This window comes from Micromonospora sp. NPDC047730 (genome assembly GCF_043204765.1).
Classification (GTDB): domain Bacteria; phylum Actinomycetota; class Actinomycetes; order Mycobacteriales; family Micromonosporaceae; genus Micromonospora.
On the sequence record NZ_JBIDCU010000004.1, the window covers coordinates 69,961 to 85,630 of the forward strand.

Annotated in this window: 15 protein-coding genes; 8 read left to right on the top strand and 7 right to left on the bottom strand. The window is 73.3% G+C overall.

Features of this window, described 5'->3' with window-relative positions; genetic code table 11:
• Positions 1–2: 2 nt before the first annotated feature.
• The 3 genes from ACGF5G_RS12285 to ACGF5G_RS12295 are packed head-to-tail and all read right to left on the bottom strand — an operon-like array spanning position 3 to position 3,495.
• Positions 3–1,040, bottom strand: a complete 1,038-nt coding sequence (locus ACGF5G_RS12285) for an NAD(P)H-dependent flavin oxidoreductase (protein ID WP_393261846.1) — start codon at positions 1,038–1,040, stop codon at positions 3–5.
• Between the two features lie 25 nt (positions 1,041–1,065).
• Positions 1,066–2,064, bottom strand: coding sequence for a cytochrome d ubiquinol oxidase subunit II (gene cydB, locus ACGF5G_RS12290; RefSeq protein ID WP_393261847.1), 999 nt, complete (start codon positions 2,062–2,064; stop codon positions 1,066–1,068).
• A 15-nt stretch (positions 2,065–2,079) separates the two neighbouring features.
• On the bottom strand, positions 2,080–3,495 hold the full coding sequence (locus tag ACGF5G_RS12295; protein ID WP_393261849.1) for a cytochrome ubiquinol oxidase subunit I: 1,416 nt from the start codon (positions 3,493–3,495) through the stop codon (positions 2,080–2,082).
• Between the two features lie 209 nt (positions 3,496–3,704).
• On the opposite strand from ACGF5G_RS12295, the gene ACGF5G_RS12300 reads away from it, so the two are divergent.
• The 4 genes from ACGF5G_RS12300 (at position 3,705) to ACGF5G_RS12315 (ending at position 7,917) form a co-directional block, all read left to right on the top strand.
• Positions 3,705–4,481, top strand: a complete 777-nt coding sequence (locus ACGF5G_RS12300; protein WP_393261852.1) for a lysophospholipid acyltransferase family protein — start codon at positions 3,705–3,707, stop codon at positions 4,479–4,481.
• A 490-nt stretch (positions 4,482–4,971) separates the two neighbouring features.
• The gene (locus tag ACGF5G_RS12305; RefSeq protein ID WP_393261855.1) at positions 4,972–5,739 is read left to right on the top strand and encodes a glycerophosphodiester phosphodiesterase; all 768 of its coding nucleotides are present in this window, start codon (positions 4,972–4,974) and stop codon (positions 5,737–5,739) included.
• A 17-nt stretch (positions 5,740–5,756) separates the two neighbouring features.
• The gene (locus tag ACGF5G_RS12310; protein WP_393261857.1) at positions 5,757–7,145 is read left to right on the top strand and encodes an MFS transporter; all 1,389 of its coding nucleotides are present in this window, start codon (positions 5,757–5,759) and stop codon (positions 7,143–7,145) included.
• Between the two features lie 58 nt (positions 7,146–7,203).
• Positions 7,204–7,917, top strand: a complete 714-nt coding sequence (locus ACGF5G_RS12315) for a thymidine kinase (RefSeq protein WP_357697327.1) — start codon at positions 7,204–7,206, stop codon at positions 7,915–7,917.
• Positions 7,918–7,921: 4 nt separating this feature from the next.
• Here ACGF5G_RS12315 and ACGF5G_RS12320 read toward each other — a convergent pair whose 3' ends face one another.
• The 3 genes from ACGF5G_RS12320 to ACGF5G_RS12330 form a co-directional block, all read right to left on the bottom strand.
• The gene (locus ACGF5G_RS12320; RefSeq protein ID WP_393261859.1) at positions 7,922–8,380 is read right to left on the bottom strand and encodes a hypothetical protein; all 459 of its coding nucleotides are present in this window, start codon (positions 8,378–8,380) and stop codon (positions 7,922–7,924) included.
• Positions 8,381–8,552: 172 nt separating this feature from the next.
• Positions 8,553–9,200: a response regulator transcription factor gene (locus tag ACGF5G_RS12325; RefSeq protein ID WP_350705562.1), complete on the bottom strand. Its 648-nt coding sequence runs from the start codon at positions 9,198–9,200 to the stop codon at positions 8,553–8,555.
• Positions 9,197–10,153 carry a HAMP domain-containing sensor histidine kinase gene (locus tag ACGF5G_RS12330; protein WP_393261863.1) on the bottom strand — a complete coding sequence of 319 codons (957 nt, stop codon included), beginning with the start codon at positions 10,151–10,153 and terminating at the stop codon, positions 9,197–9,199. Before ACGF5G_RS12330 ends, ACGF5G_RS12325 begins: the two co-directional genes overlap by 4 nt.
• Before the next feature lie 474 nt (positions 10,154–10,627).
• Here ACGF5G_RS12330 and ACGF5G_RS12335 point away from each other — a divergent pair, with 474 nt between their 5' ends.
• The 4 genes from ACGF5G_RS12335 (at position 10,628) to ACGF5G_RS12350 (ending at position 14,428) form a co-directional block, all read left to right on the top strand.
• On the top strand, positions 10,628–11,926 hold the full coding sequence (locus ACGF5G_RS12335; RefSeq protein WP_393261866.1) for an SLC13 family permease: 1,299 nt from the start codon (positions 10,628–10,630) through the stop codon (positions 11,924–11,926).
• Between the two features lie 55 nt (positions 11,927–11,981).
• Positions 11,982–13,508, top strand: a complete 1,527-nt coding sequence (locus ACGF5G_RS12340) for a potassium/proton antiporter (RefSeq protein WP_393261869.1) — start codon at positions 11,982–11,984, stop codon at positions 13,506–13,508.
• Positions 13,508–13,993 carry a cation:proton antiporter regulatory subunit gene (locus ACGF5G_RS12345; protein ID WP_393261872.1) on the top strand — a complete coding sequence of 162 codons (486 nt, stop codon included), beginning with the start codon at positions 13,508–13,510 and terminating at the stop codon, positions 13,991–13,993. Before ACGF5G_RS12340 ends, ACGF5G_RS12345 begins: the two co-directional genes overlap by 1 nt.
• A gap of 63 nt (positions 13,994–14,056) precedes the next feature.
• Positions 14,057–14,428, top strand: a complete 372-nt coding sequence (locus ACGF5G_RS12350) for a VOC family protein (RefSeq protein WP_393261874.1) — start codon at positions 14,057–14,059, stop codon at positions 14,426–14,428.
• 138 nt (positions 14,429–14,566) lie between these two features.
• Here ACGF5G_RS12350 and ACGF5G_RS12355 read toward each other — a convergent pair whose 3' ends face one another.
• Positions 14,567–15,565 carry a tyrosine-type recombinase/integrase gene (locus tag ACGF5G_RS12355; protein WP_393261877.1) on the bottom strand — a complete coding sequence of 333 codons (999 nt, stop codon included), beginning with the start codon at positions 15,563–15,565 and terminating at the stop codon, positions 14,567–14,569.
• Positions 15,566–15,670: the final 105 nt, after the last annotated feature.

A 15,670-nucleotide genomic window follows, 5' to 3' on the forward strand; every position in this document is an offset into this window, starting at 1 on the left:
GGTCAGAGCGTCGCGGTCAGCCGCTCGACCACGGCGGCGGCGGGGCCGGTGGTGGCGTGCCGGTAGCCGGTGCCGGCCCACAGGTGCACCCGGTCCGCGTGCCCGGCCGCGGCCGCCGCCGCGCGCATGCCCCGGGTCAGGTGGTGCAGCTCCGGATAGCCGAGCGGCGCGACGGGCTCGTACCGGTCGATGAAGGCGTTGCGCAGCCCGCGCGCCGGCCGGCCGGTGAAGGCGCGGGTGAGCACGGTGCCGGTGCGGGCCGGGTCGGCCAGGGCGTCGCGATGGGTGCGGCTGGCCCCGCTCTCGTCGGTGCGTAGCAGCAACGTTCCGACGGCCACCGCGGTGGCGCCGGCGGCGACCAGGTCACGGACGTCGTCGGGGCCGGCGACGCCGCCGGCGGCCACCACCGGCAGCCCGGTGGCCCGGAGCACGTCGTGGACCAGGGGGCGGGTCGAGGTCGGCGGGGCCGGCCGGTGCGGGGTGTGGGTGCCGCTGTGCCCGCCGGCCTCGGTGCCCTGGGCCACCAGGCCGTCGACGCCCAGCTCGCGTGCGGCGAGCGCCTCGTCCACCGAGGTCACCGTGACCAGCACCCGGGTGCCGGCGCGGCGCAGCGCGGTCACCGCCGCCGGGTCGGGCAGACCGAAGGTGAAGCTGACCACCGGCACCGGGGCAGCCAGCAGCAGGTCGATCTTGTCCGGCCAGTGGTCGTCGTCGTGCACCAGCGGCGCGCCGGCCAGGTCGAGCCCGTACGGTGCGCCCTCGGCGGCGATCTGGTGGGCGTACCGGCGGAAGGTGGTCTCGTCGATGTCGCGGGCACCGGGCACGAACAGGTTCACCCCGTGCGGCGTCCCGGTGGCGCGCAGCTCGGCCAGCTCGGCGGTGACCGCCTCGGGGGTCTTGTAGCCGGCGGCGAGGAAGGCGAAGCCGCCGGCCGCGGCGACGGCGCGGACCAGGGCGCAGGTGGTGGCGCCCCCGGCGAGCGGGGCGGCGACGACCGGCGTCGCGCTGCCGAACAGGTTGGTCCACGCGTCGCCGGTCATCGCCTCACCCTAGTCCCGGGCCGGGTCAGTGCTGCGGGATGTGGGCCACTCCGATGCGCTTGCGGAACACCCAGTACGTCCAGCCCTGGTAGGCCAGCACGATCGGGGTGAACACCACCGCCACCCAGGTCATGATCTTCAGGGTGTAGGGGGTGGAGGCGGCGTTGGTGGCGGTCAGCGTCCCCGCCGCGTCCAGGGTGGACGGCAGCACGTTCGGGAACAGCGCCGCGAACAGCGTCGCCACGGCCAGGCCGATCGCCACGGCGGTGCCGGTGAACGCCCAGCCCTCCCGGCGTGCCCGGGCGGCGGCGAGACCGCCGAGCAGGGCCAGCGCCGCGCCGACGGCGAACACGACGGCGGCCGTGCTGGAGCGGATGGTCAGCGTCCAGGCCAGGAACGCCACGGCGAGCACGGCGGTGGCCACGCCCAGGCGCACCGCGAGCGCGCCGGCACGCTCGCGGATGTCGCCCACGGTCTTCAGCGCGAGGAACACCGCGCCGTGGGTGAGGAACAGCGCCGCGGTGGTCACGCCGCCGAGCAGGGCGTACGGGTTGAGCAGGTCGAGCAGGCCGCCGACGTACTCGTGGTCGGCGTCCAGCGGCACGCCGCGCAGGATGTTGGCGAACGCCACGCCCCACAGCACCGCCGGCACGAGCGAGCCGACGAAGATCGCCGTGTCCCAGCGCCGCTTCCAGGACGCCTCGGAGCGCTTGTGGCGGTACTCGAAGGCGACGCCGCGGGCGATCAGGGCCAGCAGGATCAGCAGCAGCGGCAGGTAGAAGCCGGAGAACAGGGTGGCGTACCACTCGGGGAAGGCGGCGAACATCGCGCCGCCGGCGGTGATCAGCCACACCTCGTTGCCGTCCCAGACCGGGCCGATGGTGTTGATCAGGACGCGGCGTTCCCGGTCGTTGCGGCCGAGCACGGGCAGCAGCATGCCGACGCCGAAGTCGAAGCCCTCCAGGATGAAGTACCCGGTGAACAGGACCGCGACGAGCAGAAACCAGATGGTGGTGAGTTCCACGGTGGGCTCCGGTGATCAGTAGGCGAAGGCGAGCGGGCGCTCGGCGTCGTCGTGGCTGTCGTCGATCTGGGGATCCGGGGTGAGGTCGGGCACGCCGGCCCTGGCGTAGCGCAGCAGCAGCTTGACCTCGATCACGGCGAGGGCGGCGTAGATCAGGGTGAAGGCGGTGAACGAGGTGAGCACCTCGGTCATCGACACGCTGCGGGACACGCCGTCGCGGGTGAGCATCTCGCCGAACACGATCCACGGCTGGCGGCCCATCTCGGTGAAGATCCAGCCGAAGGAGTTCGCCGCGAGGGGCAGCAGCGGCATGGCCAGGCCGGCGCGCAGCAGCCACTTGCTGGTCGGGGTGCGGCCCTTGCGCTGGCTCCAGAGCACCAGCAGCGCGATGGCGGCGGCGGCCAACCCGAAGGCGATCATGAAGCGGAAGCTCCAGTAGGTGACCGGGATGATCGGGGCGTAGTTGCCGGCGCCGTACTGGGTGGCGTACTGGGCCTGCAGGTCGTTGATGCCCTGGACGGTGCCGTTGGGGTCGCCGGTGCCGAGGAACGACAGCAGGTACGGGATCTTGAGGGCGAACAGCTCGCGGCTGCCGTCGAGGCTGCCGACGGTGAGCACGGAGAACGAGGCGGGCGACTCGGTGGTGTAGAGCCCTTCGGCGGCGGCCATCTTCATCGGCTGCACCTCGGTCATGATCTTGCCCTGGATGTCGCCGGTGATGATCACGCCGGCGGTGGCGACCAGGGTGACCCAGGAGCCGAACTTGGCGGCGAACCGGTAGGCCGGGGTGTCGGCCGAGTCGCGGTTGCGGATCAGGTGCCACAGCGCGACCGCGACCAGCAGTGAGCCGGCGACCAGGAACGCGCCGGCGATGGTGTGCGGGAAGGTGACCAGGGCGACCTTGTTGGTCAGCACCGCCATGAAGTCGGTCAGTTCGGCGCGGCCGGTGTCGGGGTTGATCCGGTAGCCGACCGGGTTCTGCATGAACGAGTTCGCCGCGAGGATGAAGTACGCGCTGAGGTTGCTGCCGATCGCGGCGGCCCAGATGGCGGCCAGGTGCAGCCGCTTGGGCAGCCGGTCCCAGCCGAAGATCCACAGGCCGATGAAGGTCGACTCCAGGAAGAACGCGACCAGCGCCTCGATGGCGAGCGGCGCGCCGAAGATGTCGCCGACGAAGCGGGAGTAGTCGCTCCAGTTCATGCCGAACTGGAACTCCTGCACGATGCCGGTGACCACGCCCATGGCGAAGTTGATCAGGAAGAGCTTGCCGTAGAACTTGGTGAGCTTCAGGTACTTCTCGTCGCCGGTGCGGTGCCACATCGTCTGCAGGATCGCCACCAGCACGGACAGGCCGATGGTCAGCGGTACGAAGAGAAAGTGGTAGACGGTGGTGACACCGAACTGCCAGCGGGCGACGTCCAACGCGTCCACCAGAAACCCCCAGCTGTGCATACTACGAGACGTAGTAAATACTACTTCTCGTCGTAGACGAATGGGCAGGGGCGGGGGTCCCTAACCGACCCGGGACCAATGACCCTGATCACCTCTGCCGAACGGCCCCGACGGTCGCCGCGCCGTCGGGGCCGAACCGACTCCCCCGCCCCCACCACCCGGCCCGCGCGTGCGACCATTGCCGGCTGATGGACACCGCCCACCCGACGTGGCAGCCCCCGCTGATCTGGCGCGCCGCGCAACTGCTCGCCCGCGCCGTCGTCGCGCTCGTGGCCCGCCTCGAGATCAGCGGGGACATACCCGAGACGCTGCGCCGGGGCCCGCTGATCCTGGCCGCCAACCACATCAGCCCGTTCGACCCGGTCGTTCTCGCCGCCGCCTGCCGGGCCCGGGGCGTCGCCCCCCGGATCATGGCCACCGGCGGGCTGTTCCGCACCCCCGTCATCGGCACCGCGATGCGCCGCGCCGGGCACATCCGCGTCGACCGGGGCACCAGCGCCGTACACCGGGCCCTCGACGACGCCGCCGCGGCCGTCGCCGGCGGCTCGGTGATCCTGGTCTACCCCGAGGGCCGCATCGGCGTGGACCCCGGCATGTGGCCCGAACGCGGCAAGACCGGCACGGCCCGCCTCGCCCTGGCCTGCGCCGCGCCGGTGATCCCGGTCGCCCAGTGGGGGTCGCACGAGGTGGTGCCCTACCGCGCCCCGAAGGGTCTGCTGCGCGGCGTCGCCCGCGCGATGTGGCGGCGCCCCGTGGTCCGGGTGCACTTCGGTGACCCGGTCAACCTGGGCGACGTCACGCCCGTCACGCCCGGCGCGGCCCGGCACGCCACCGACCGGATCATCGACGCCATCACCGACGGCCTCGTCCCGCTGCGGCCCGACGAGCCCGACCGGCCCCGCCACGTCGACCCCGGCCGCCCCGCCGACACCAGCCGCTCGCACCGCCGCCGCCCGACGTCCTGAACCCGAGTCTCGTCCCGGCCGCAGCCGGAGCGCGCGCCGCGCGCCGCCCGCCACCCCACGCGGCGGCCGCCTTGTCGTGCGAACCTGTCCTGCCACCTGAATCGTCACTCAGCGCACAGGCGGTCACTCCCACTGGAGGACCCCTGTCGGCCCCTTTGCTCTGCACCCATCGACGCACCGGCCACCGAGAGTGAGACCCGTGGACAGCGGCCAGCGCCAAGCCCCGGGGAGAACCCGCAGGCCAACGGGGTGGTGCGCATAGGGCTGCAGAGCAAAGGGGCAGAACCGGCACCCGCCCGGACCTGACGCCCCCGCACGCTGAGTAATCCATGCGGCGTGACAGCCTGTGAGCGAACGACCGGCGCGACCGTGGGTTCGGCGCACGCCCGTGGGCTTGCGCGGCGGCCGCCCCGGAAAGCGGTCCGCACCGGCGATCAACGGTCACGGGCTGGTCGCCGCGCGGCAACCGGAGACCGGCATACTGCGTCGCGTGCTGACCCGTCACCCCTACCTCGACGCCCCCGCGCCGCTGGCCTTCGCCCACCGCGGCGGCGCCGCCGAGGGCGACGAGAACACCGCCGCGGCGTTCGCCCGCGCGATCGGGCTCGGCTACCGGTACGTGGAGACCGACGTGCACGGCACCGCCGACGGCGTGGCGGTGGTCTTCCACGACGCCACCCTGACGCGGGTCACCGGCGAGCCGGGGCGCATCGCCGACCTGCGCTGGGCGGACCTGGCCTCGGTACGCGTCGGCGGCGCCGCCGTGGTGCCCCGCCTCGACGAGGTCCTCGACGCCTGGCCCGGGGTCCGGTTCAACATCGACGTCAAGGCCGACGGCGGCGTCGACCCGACCGTGGCCACGGTCGGGCGCGCCAACGCCGGCGACCGGGTGCTGCTCGCCTCGTTCAGCGACGCCCGGCTGGCCCGGCTGCGCGCCAGCACCGGGGGCCGGATCGCCACCAGCCTCGGCATGCGCGGGGTGGCCCGGCTGCGGATGGCCTCGCTGACCGGCCGGGCGCTGCGGCTGCCCCCGTCGGTCGTCGCCGCCCAGGTGCCGGTGCGCTACGGGAGGGTGCGTGTGGTGGACCGCCGGTTCCTGCGCTACGCCCACCGACTCGGCCTGCAGGTGCACGTTTGGACGATCGACGAACCTGCCGAGATGCACGAGTTACTTGATCTTGGTGTGGATGGCATCATGACCGATCACGTCGGCGTGCTGCGCGACGTCTACCGCAGCCGCGGCCACTGGGCCGCCTGAGCGCCGAAGGACCCCCGATGGCCGAGACCGCCACCCCCACGGTCGGCGACACCCCCGCCCCGGCGAGCACCCGCCGCGAACGCACCGGCTGGTACTTCTACGACTGGGCGATGTCCGCCTTCTCCACCACGGTGATCACCGTGTTCCTCGGCCCGTTCCTGACCACCGTCACCGAACTGGCCGCCGGCTGCGAACTCGGCGCCGACACCTGCACCGGGTACGTGTACCCGCTGGGCATCAAGGTCGCCGCCGGCTCGTACTTCCCGTACCTGGTGTCGTTGTCGGTGTTCCTCACCGTGTTCGTGCTGCCCGTCATCGGGGCGGTCGCCGACCGGTCGGCGCACAAGAAGCGGTTGCTCGCCGCGGCGGCCTTCACCGGCGCCGGCGCCACCGTCGGCATGCTCTTCGTCACCGGCGACCGGTACCTGCTCGGCGGGCTGCTGTTCCTCGTCGCCAACATCGCCTTCGGCGCCGGCGTCGTGGTCTACAACTCGTTCCTGCCGCAGCTCGGCGGCCCCGACGACCGCGACGGCATCTCCAGCCGCGGCTGGGCCCTCGGCTACCTCGGCGGCGGCCTGCTGCTGGCACTCAACCTGGTCGCGGTCAGCATGCTCGGCGAGGAGGGCAACCACCAGCGCACCCTCGACCTGGCCCGCTGGTCGATCGTGTCCGCCGGGCTGTGGTGGGCGGCGTTCACCCTGGTTCCGCTGCGCTGGCTGCGCGAACACCCCACCGCCGCCGCGCTGGCCGGCGGCAACCCGGTCACCGACGGGTTCCGGCAGCTCGGCCGCACCCTGCGGGAGATCAAGGCGTACCCGCTGACGCTGTTCTTCCTGCTCGCGTTCCTGATCTACAACGACGGCATCCAGACCGTCATCGCCCTGGCCAGCCAGTACGGCACCGAGGAGCTGAAGCTCGGCCAGAGCACCCTGATCGTGACCATCCTGCTGGTGCAGTTCCTCGCCTTCGGCGGCGCGCTGCTGCTCGGCGCGCTCGCCAAGCGCATCGGCGCCTGGAAGACCGTCCTGATCAGCCTGGTGCTGTGGACCGGAGTGATCCTCGGCGCGTTCCGGCTGCCCGCCGAGGCGCCGCTGCCGTTCATGGTTCTCGGCGCGGCCATCGGCCTGGTGCTCGGCGGCAGCCAGGCGCTGAGCCGGTCGCTGTTCAGCCAGCTCATCCCCGCCGGCAAGGAGGGCGAGTACTACGGCTTCTACGAGATCAGCGACAAGGGCACCAGTTGGCTCGGCCCGCTGGCCTTCGGCCTGGTGTTCCAGCTGACGTCCTCGTACCGGGTGGGCCTGGTCTCCCTGCTCATCTTCTTCGTCGTCGGGTTCCTGCTGCTGCTGGCCGTGCCGATCCGCCGCGCGATCGTCGCCGCCGGCAACACCCCGCCCCGGGTGCTGTGAGGCAGCGCGGACCGCACCAACCTGATCGGGGGACGTCGATCAGCTAGGCTGCCCGACCGTGACCGACCACGCCGCCGCCCCGACCTGTCTGGCGCGCCCGCCGCTGGGCCCCGACGACTCCCCCGCCGGGTGCGCCGCGGCGCGGGGCGTGGACGGGCGTCCGCTGCACGCCGCGGCGTTGAAGTTCTTCTGGGGGCCGATGGACTGCGGCAAGTCCACGATGGCGTTGCAGATGAACCACAACCACGCCCGGCAGGGCCGCCGTGGCCTGGTCACCACCCGCATCGACCGCTCGTTGGGCCCGCAGGTCACCACCCGCATCGGGCTGGCCCACGAGGCCGTCGAGGTCACCGACGACCTCGACCTGCGCACGCTGGTGCGCGACACGTGGGCCGAGGGGGTCCGCGTCGACTACCTCATCTGCGACGAGGCCTCCTTCTACAACCTCGAGCACATCGAGCAGATGGCCGAGCTGGTCGACAGCTACGACGTCGACGTGTACGCGTTCGGGCTGGCCACCGACTTCCGGTCCTGCCTGTTCCCGGCCGCGCAACGGCTGTTCGAACTCGCCGACGAGGTGGCCCGCATCCAGGTCGAGGTGCTCTGCTGGTGCGGCCGGGAAGGGCTGCTCAACGCCCGGGTGGTCGGCGGGCGGGTCGTCCGCGAGGGCGAACAGGTCGTCATCGGCGACACGGTGGACAGCGCCGAGGTGCGCTACCAGGTGCTGTGCCGGCGGCACTACCGGGCCGGCGAGCTCGGCCCGCGCCGCTGACCCGTCAGTACGGGTCGCCGCACACCCGCCAGTCGCCGCCCTCCCGCACCACCGACAGCTTCCGCTCCTCGGTCAGCCCGCTGTCGCGGGTCAGCCGCACCGTCACCGTGCCCTGCGGGCGGCCGCCGCGCGTCGCCACCGACACGTCGAGGATCTCGTAGCCGCTGACCACCGGCGGCGTGCGCAGCCAACTGGTGAACCCGATCGGGCTCCACCGGGAGCGCGCGTCGGCGCAGAGCCGGTCGTACGCGCCGTCGGTGTCGCCCGCGGCGACGGAGCGCAGGAACCCGTCGGCGGTCTCCCGCACCGGACCACTGGCCTGCGTGACCACCTGCACGTTCCAGGCGCCCAGCCCGGCCACCCCGACGCAGCACAGCAGCACGGCGACGCCCGCGAACACCAGCCCGGTGCGCATCGGGCGGCGCCGCCGGGCCGGCCGGCTCCACGGCTGCTCAGCGCCCACCCGTCGACCGTAGAGAACCGGTGGGGCCGCCCGCAGGAAAAGCCGGCCCGGCCCGGACGGGCGCCCCGTCGTCCCTCCGTCGGCGCGTGCCCCGCGAGCCCGCCGACGCGCCCACCGTCGGCGCGAGCTCGCCGACGCGCCCACCCGGAAGGGCCCGCTCCGCCGGGCCGCCTCACGGCTCGATGAGGCCGGCCCGGATGGCGTAGCGGGTCAACTCGAGCCGGTCCCGGAGGCCGAGCTTCTGCAGCAGGTTGGCCCGGTGCCGTTCGACGGTCTTGACGCTGATGAACAGCAGGCGGGCGATCTCCTTCGACGAGTGGCCCTCGGCGACGAGCTTGAGGATCTCCTCCTCCCGTTCGGTGATGGCCCGCGCCGGCAGGCTCTCGCCCCGGGCGGTGCGTTCCAGATAGGTGCGGATGAGGGCGTTGATCGCGCCGGGATAGAGGAACGGCTCGTCGCGTACGGCGGCGCGGCAGGCCTCCACCAGGTCACGGTCGGCGACGGACTTGAGCACGTAGCCGTTGGCACCGACCTTGAGGGCCTCGAAGAAGTACTGCTCGTTGTCGTACATCGTCAGGATGAGGATGCGCAGGTCCGGCTGCTGCCGGGACAGCTCCCGGGCCGCCTGCAGGCCGGTCATCCGGGGCATGGCGATGTCGAGGATGGCCAGGTCGGGGCGCTCGGCCTGGGCCAGGGCGACGGCCTCCGCGCCGTCGCCGGCCTCGGCCACGACCGTCAGGTCCGGTTCGCTGTCGAGGATGAGCCGGACCCCGCGGCGCACCAGGGCGTGGTCGTCGGCGAGCAGGATGCGGGTCGTCACGGCCGGCCGTCCCGGTCGGTCAGCGGCACCCGCAGCCGCACCTCGGTGCCGCCGGCCGGGCCGGGGGTCACGGCGAGCGGGGCGCCGATGAGCAGGGCCCGCTCGCGCATACCGCGGATGCCGGCGCCCTCGGCCGCGTCGCCGATGCCCCGGCCGTCGTCGCGGATACGCAGCTGCACGTGGCCCGGCTGAGCGGCCAGGGACACCTCGACGGTGGTGGCCCTGGCGTGCCGGACGGTGTTGGTGAGGGCCTCCTGGGCGACCCGGTAGATCACCAGTTCGGCCTCGCCGTCGAGGGCCGGCAGGTCCGCGCCGAGGTGCAGGCGCACGGCCAGCTCGGTGTGCCCGGTGACCTCCGTCACGAGCGCCTTCAGGGCGCTGATCAGGCCGAGTTCCTCCAGCACCCCGGGGCGTAGCCGGCGGGCGATGCGGCGGATCTCGTCGAGGCTGTCGCGGGTGGTCTCCTGCACCTGGGCGAGCTGCGCGCGAACCGGGGCGGGCGCGTGGCGGGCGACCTGTTTCAGTTCGAGCAGGACCGCGGTCAGCGTCTGGCCGACCTCGTCGTGCAGCTCCTGGGCGATACGGCGGCGCTCGGCCTCCTGGGCGGACAGGGCGGCGGCCGCGCTGGTCGCCCGTTCCGCCTCCAGACGGTCGATCATGGCGTTGAAGGCGCGGATCAGCTCCGCGATGCCGGCCTGCCCGGCCGGGACCGGGCGCGGCTCGGGCTGGAGCAGGTCGATGGTGGTCATGGCCCGGGTCAGGCGGCGCAGCGGCGCCAGGCCGACCCGCAGCAGCGCGGCGTTGGCGACCAGCATCGCGGCGAGGCCCACGGCCAGGACGACGGCCTCGGTGAGCAGCACCGGGGTGGAGACCGTGACCGGGCCGAGCAGCAGCAACGTGGCGGTCACGAGCACCGCCGCGTTGAGCAGGAAGATCCGCCAGAACAGCGACACGACGACGCCTCCCCTCCCCGGCCCTGGTGCCCCGCCGGCCCGCGCCGACATCGGCAAATTGTCCGCAGGCCGGCGGGCGGTCACGCTCCGCAGCGGTCCCCTCTTCATGATCCAGCCTGCCCGGCGGCGCGCGTGGTGTAAATGCGTGCCCGCACCCATTTAGCCGCCGCGAGCTGCCGCGACGTGCGCCGGGCGGGGCCGCCGGCGGGGCGACGGCGGCAAATGGGTGTCAGCCCCGATGTCGGCCCGCACCGGGCGAATGACCATGAAGACAGGCCCGGACGCCCGGGCCCCACTCCTGCGCACCCGGACGCACCGCCTGCCGGTGCGCTGCCCCGTTGCGCCGAACCCCTCCTGGGAGGACCCCGTGAACCGTCACCTGGTGCTGTCAGCACCCGTGCCACCGGAAGCCGCGATCCTCGCCTGTGGGCACCGGCCCACCAGCACGGAGAACGGCCCGCCGGGCGGGCGACCGTGAGCGTCTGGCCCGCCCTGGCCGCGACCGCCATCTTCGTGGTCGCGTTCGTGTTCATCGCCACAGAGAAGATCAACCGGGTCGCGGTGGTGCTGGGCGCCGCCGGCCTGATGGCCCTGCTCGGGCTCGTGCCCGGGTCGCACGTGTTCTACGAGCAGCACGCCGGCATCGACTGGGACGTCATCTTCCTGCTCCTCGGCATGATGATCATCGTCGGGGTGATCAAACAAACCGGGGTGTTCGAGTTCCTGGCGATCTGGGCGGCACAGCGCTCACGGGGGCGCCCGTACCGGCTGATGGTGCTGCTCATGGCGATCACCGCCGCCCTGTCGCCGTTCCTGGACAACGTCACCACCGTCATGCTGGTCGCCCCGATCACCATCTCGGTGTGCCGCCGGCTGGGCGTCCCCGCCGCGCCGTACCTGATCGCCGAGGTGCTCGCCTCCAACATCGCCGGCGCCGCGACCCTGATCGGCGACCCGCCCAACATCATCATCGGTAGCCGGGCCGGGCTGAGCTTCAACGACTTCCTGGTGCACATGGCGCCGGTCACGCTGCTGATGTTCCTCGCGTTCCTGGTGCTGGCGCGGGTCATGTTCCGCCGCTCGTTCGTGCACCACCCCGAACGGTTCGAGGCCGTACGTAAAATGGACGCCCGCGCCGCCATCACCGACCCGAGGATGCTGGTCCGCTGCCTGGTCGTGCTCGGCCTGGTGATGGCCGGGTTCATGCTGCACACGGTGATCCACGTCGACGTGGCCGTCGTCGCGCTGCTCGGCGCCGGGCTGATGGTCCTGGTGACCCGGGCGGACACGTCGGCCTACCTCGCCGAGGTCGAGTGGCCGACGCTGGTCTTCTTCACCGGGCTGTTCGTGATGGTCGCCGGCCTCACCGAGACCGGGGTGATCGGGCTGATCGGGGAATGGGCCAGCGACGCCGTCGGCGACAACTACCTCACGGCGGCCACCGGCCTGATCTTCGGCTCGGCGGTGCTCGGCGCGTTCTTCGACAACATCCCCTACACGGCGACCATGGCGCCGATCGTGGAGAACCTCGTCGCCGGCGCCCCGGATCCCGTCACCGGCGAGGCGCTGTGGTGGTCCTTCGCCCTCGGCGCCGACCTGGGCGGCAACGGCACGGCCGTGGCGGCCAGCGCCAACATCGTCGTGCTGGGCATCGCGGCCCGCGCCGGCGAGCCGATCAGCTTCTGGCAGTTCACCCGGTACGGCATCGTCACCACGGTGCTGACCACGGTGATCGCCTGGGGTTACGTGTGGCTGCGCTACTTCGCCGCGTAGCCGGCCCCCGGGGCGGGCGCGACGACGCGCCCGGGGCGGGCGCGAGGGGGTCGACGTGAACCTCGGCGAGCTGTACGTGACGCTGGCCGTCGGCACCGGCGTGGTCCTGGCCAGCGTCGGCGCGGCCCGGCTGGCCACCCGGCTGGGCATGCCGGTCCTGCTGGCGTACCTCGGCGTCGGCCTGCTGCTGGGCCAGGACGTCGCCGGCTTCCCCTTCGACGACGCGGCCCTGGCGCAGGCCCTGGGCCTGGCGGCGCTGGCGGTCATCCTGGTGGAGGGCGGCCTGACCACCAGGTTCAGCGACGTACGCGGCGTGCTGGCGCCCGCGTCGGTGCTGGCCACCGTCGGCGTGTTCGTCAGCGTCGCGGTCACCGCGGGGGCGGCGTACCTGCTGCTGGACGTCGACTGGCGGATGGCGCTGCTGCTGGGGGCGATCGTGTCGTCCACCGACGCGGCGGCGGTGTTCTCCGTCCTGCGGTCGGTGCCGCTGCCCCGACGACTGACAAGCCTGGTGGAGGCCGAATCGGGGCTCAACGACGCCCCGACGCTGATCCTGGTGCTCACCTTCAGCGCCGCCACCCTCGACACCGTCGCCCCCCTGCCGCTGATCGGCACGATGGCCTACCAGCTGGTCGCCGGCGGCGCGATCGGCGTGGTGACCGGGGCGGCCGGCGTGTGGCTGCTGCGGCGGCTGACCCTGCCGACCTCCGGCCTGAACCCCATCGCGACGGTCGCCTGCGGAGTGCTGGCGTTCGCGGTCGCCGGCCTGACCCAGACCAGCGGGTTCCTCGCCGCCTACCTGGCGGGGCTGGTGCTCGGCAACGCCGGACTGGCACACCGGCGAGCCACCCACTCGGTCGCCGAGGGGCTGGGCTGGATCGCCCAGATCGGCCTGTTCGTGATGCTCGGCCTGCTGGCCACGCCCAGCGAGCTGCCCGCCGCGATCGTCCCCGCGATCGTGGTCGGCACGGCCCTGCTGCTGCTCGCCCGGCCCGCGTCCGTGCTGGTCTCGCTGGCCGCGTTTCGCATCCCCCTGCGCGAACAGGCCTTCCTGTCGTGGGCCGGGCTCCGCGGCGCCGTGCCGATCGTGCTGGCCACCATTCCGGTCGTCGCGGGAACTCCGGGCAGCGAGCAGGTCTTCAACATCGTCTTCGTGCTCGTCGTGGTGTTCACGGTCATCCAGGCGCCCACGCTGCCCTGGCTGGCGCGCCGGCTCCGCCTCGCGTCGCGCGACGTCGGGCCCGACCTGCAGATCGAACTGGCGCCGCTGGACGCCATGGACGCCGACCTCATCCACGTCACCGTCGAGGCCGGCTCCCGCCTGCACGGCGTCTACCTGCCCGAGCTGCGGCTGCCGCCGCCCGCCGCGACCACCCTCGTCGTCCGCGGCGACGACACCTTCGTGCCCGACCACCACACCCGGCTACGCGTCGGGGACCAGATCGTCGTGCTCACCACCCCACCCGTACGCGACGCCACCGAACGGCGCCTGCGGGCCGTCGCGCGCGCCGGGCGGCTGGCCACCTGGTTCGGCGAGACCGGCCAGGCGCACACCGCACCGCCCCAGGACAGGAGGCAATGATGCAGATCGAACGTGTCCCGCTGCCCGGCATCGGCGTCGGCTACACCGTGCACACCCGCGAGGGGCAGTTGCTCGGGGTCATCTGCCACCGCGGCGGGCGACGCGACCTCGTCCTGTACGCGCCCGGCGATCCGGACACCGTCGAGCGGTCGCTGTCGCTCAGCCCCGCGGAGGCGCAGGAGGTGGCCGAGCTGCTGCACCCGGTCGCCACCGTCGACCACGTCACGCACCTGGAGCGGCACCCCGAGGCGATCAGCGTCGCCGAGCTGCCGGTCACGGCCGCGTCGCCCTACGACGGCCGGCCCCTGGCCGAGGCCGTCGCGCGTACCGGCGGTGTGACCGTCATCGCCGTGCTCCGCGCGGGCCGGACGATCACGGCACCCGGGGACCGGCACGTCCTCGCCCACGGCGACGTGCTGGTCGCGGCCGGAACCCAGGAGGGCATCGGCGCGCTGAGCCGCCTGCTCGCCCTCGCGGACCCGTAGACCGCCGCGAGGTGGGCGCGTACCTGACAGTGGATGTCAGGTACGCGCGGCAGACTGTCGGGCATGACAGTCACCGCCGACCTCGCCATGGTCAACCTCGACAGCCCCGACCCCGTCGCCCACGCCGCGTTCTGGCAGCGCGTCCTCGGTGGGGAGATCACCCACAGCCAGCCGGAGTACGCGATGGTCACCGCCGGGGGCGTGGCCGTGGGCTTCGGCCTGGTCGAGGGGTACCGGCCGCCGTCCTGGCCGGACGAGGACGCCGGCAAGCGCTACCACCTCGACCTGTACGTCGACGACCTCGCGCAGGCCGAGAAGGAGTTCGTCGCCGCCGGTGCCACGAAGCCGGACTTCCAGCCCGGCGGCGACCGGTGGGTGGTACTGACCGACCCGGCCGGGCAGCCGTTCTGCATCTGCCCCCGCCCGCAGGGCTGACCCAGTCCAGGCGGCGGCCACCCGCAGGGCGGCCGGGCCTTCCGTGCCCTCGTCCGACTGCGGCCCACGGCAGGCGCCCGGTGGTGCCGCGCGCGAAGAAAACGCCGCGCGGCACCACCGGGCGCGCGGACGTCGGTGTCAGCCGCGGCGGCGGGCCCGGGCCGCCCAGATGGCGTACGCGGGGTCGCGGTCGAGGTTGTGCCGGTCCCGGTCGTAGCGGCGGGTGGTGCGCGGGTCGGCGTGGCCCATCGCGTCCTGCACGTCCTCCAGCGGGACCCCCTCGGCCCGGGCGGTGGTGGCGAAGGCGTGCCGCAGCGAGTGCGGCGACAGCTTCGCCCAGGCCGCGATGCCGGCCGCCCGGGCCAGCCGGCGCACCAGCCGGAACACGGCGTGCCGGTCCAGCCGGGCCCCGGTCGCGGTGACCAGCAGCGGGCCGGTCAGCTCGTGCACCGCCACGCCCTGGGCGGCAGCCCGCTGGGCCAGGTACGCGTCGACCGCGTACGCGGTGCCGGGGGTCAGGGCGCGGCGGCGGGACTTGCCGCCCTTGCCGACGAACCGGACGCTGCGGTGGCCCCGCTCGGCGCCGAGGTCGGTCAGGTCGAGCGAGACCAGCTCCCCGACGCGCAGCCCGAGGTCGGCCAGCAGCGCGATCGCGGCACGGTTGCGGGCGGCGGTCGGCCCCGTGTCGGCCTCGGCGGCGGCGAGCAGCGCGTCCACCTCCTCCGGGCTGAGCCCCACGGTGGCGGAGTGGTCCCGGTCGATGCGGGGCCGGTCGGCGCCGGCGACCGGGTTGGCGTCCACGGCCCGCAGCTTGACCAGGAAGTCGTACCAGCTCGACAGGGCCGAGAGCCGGCGGGCGACCGTGGCCGGGGTGAGCGGCTTGCCGCTGCGCGCGGCCAGCGTCGCCTCCAGCCCCCGGGCGTACTCGTTGACGTGCAAAAAGTTCGCGTGCAGCGGGTCCAGCTCACGGGCGGCGCACCAGGCGAGCCACCCGGCGACGTCCCGCCGGTACGCGTCGCGGGTGTGCTCGGACAGCCGCCGGTTGCGCAGCCACGCCTCGGTGAAGTCGGTGGGCCCGACGGGCAGGGCTGGCGGGGGCGACTGGCGGGACCGCGCCGGGACGTTCGGGGACAGCATGTGAAAAAGGTTCCCAGCTCCGGCTGGCAAACGGGAGGAGGCGCGCCATACGTGATCGGCACCGCCGCCGGCTCGTCGACCATCCGCCAGCGCCGGCGGAAGCCG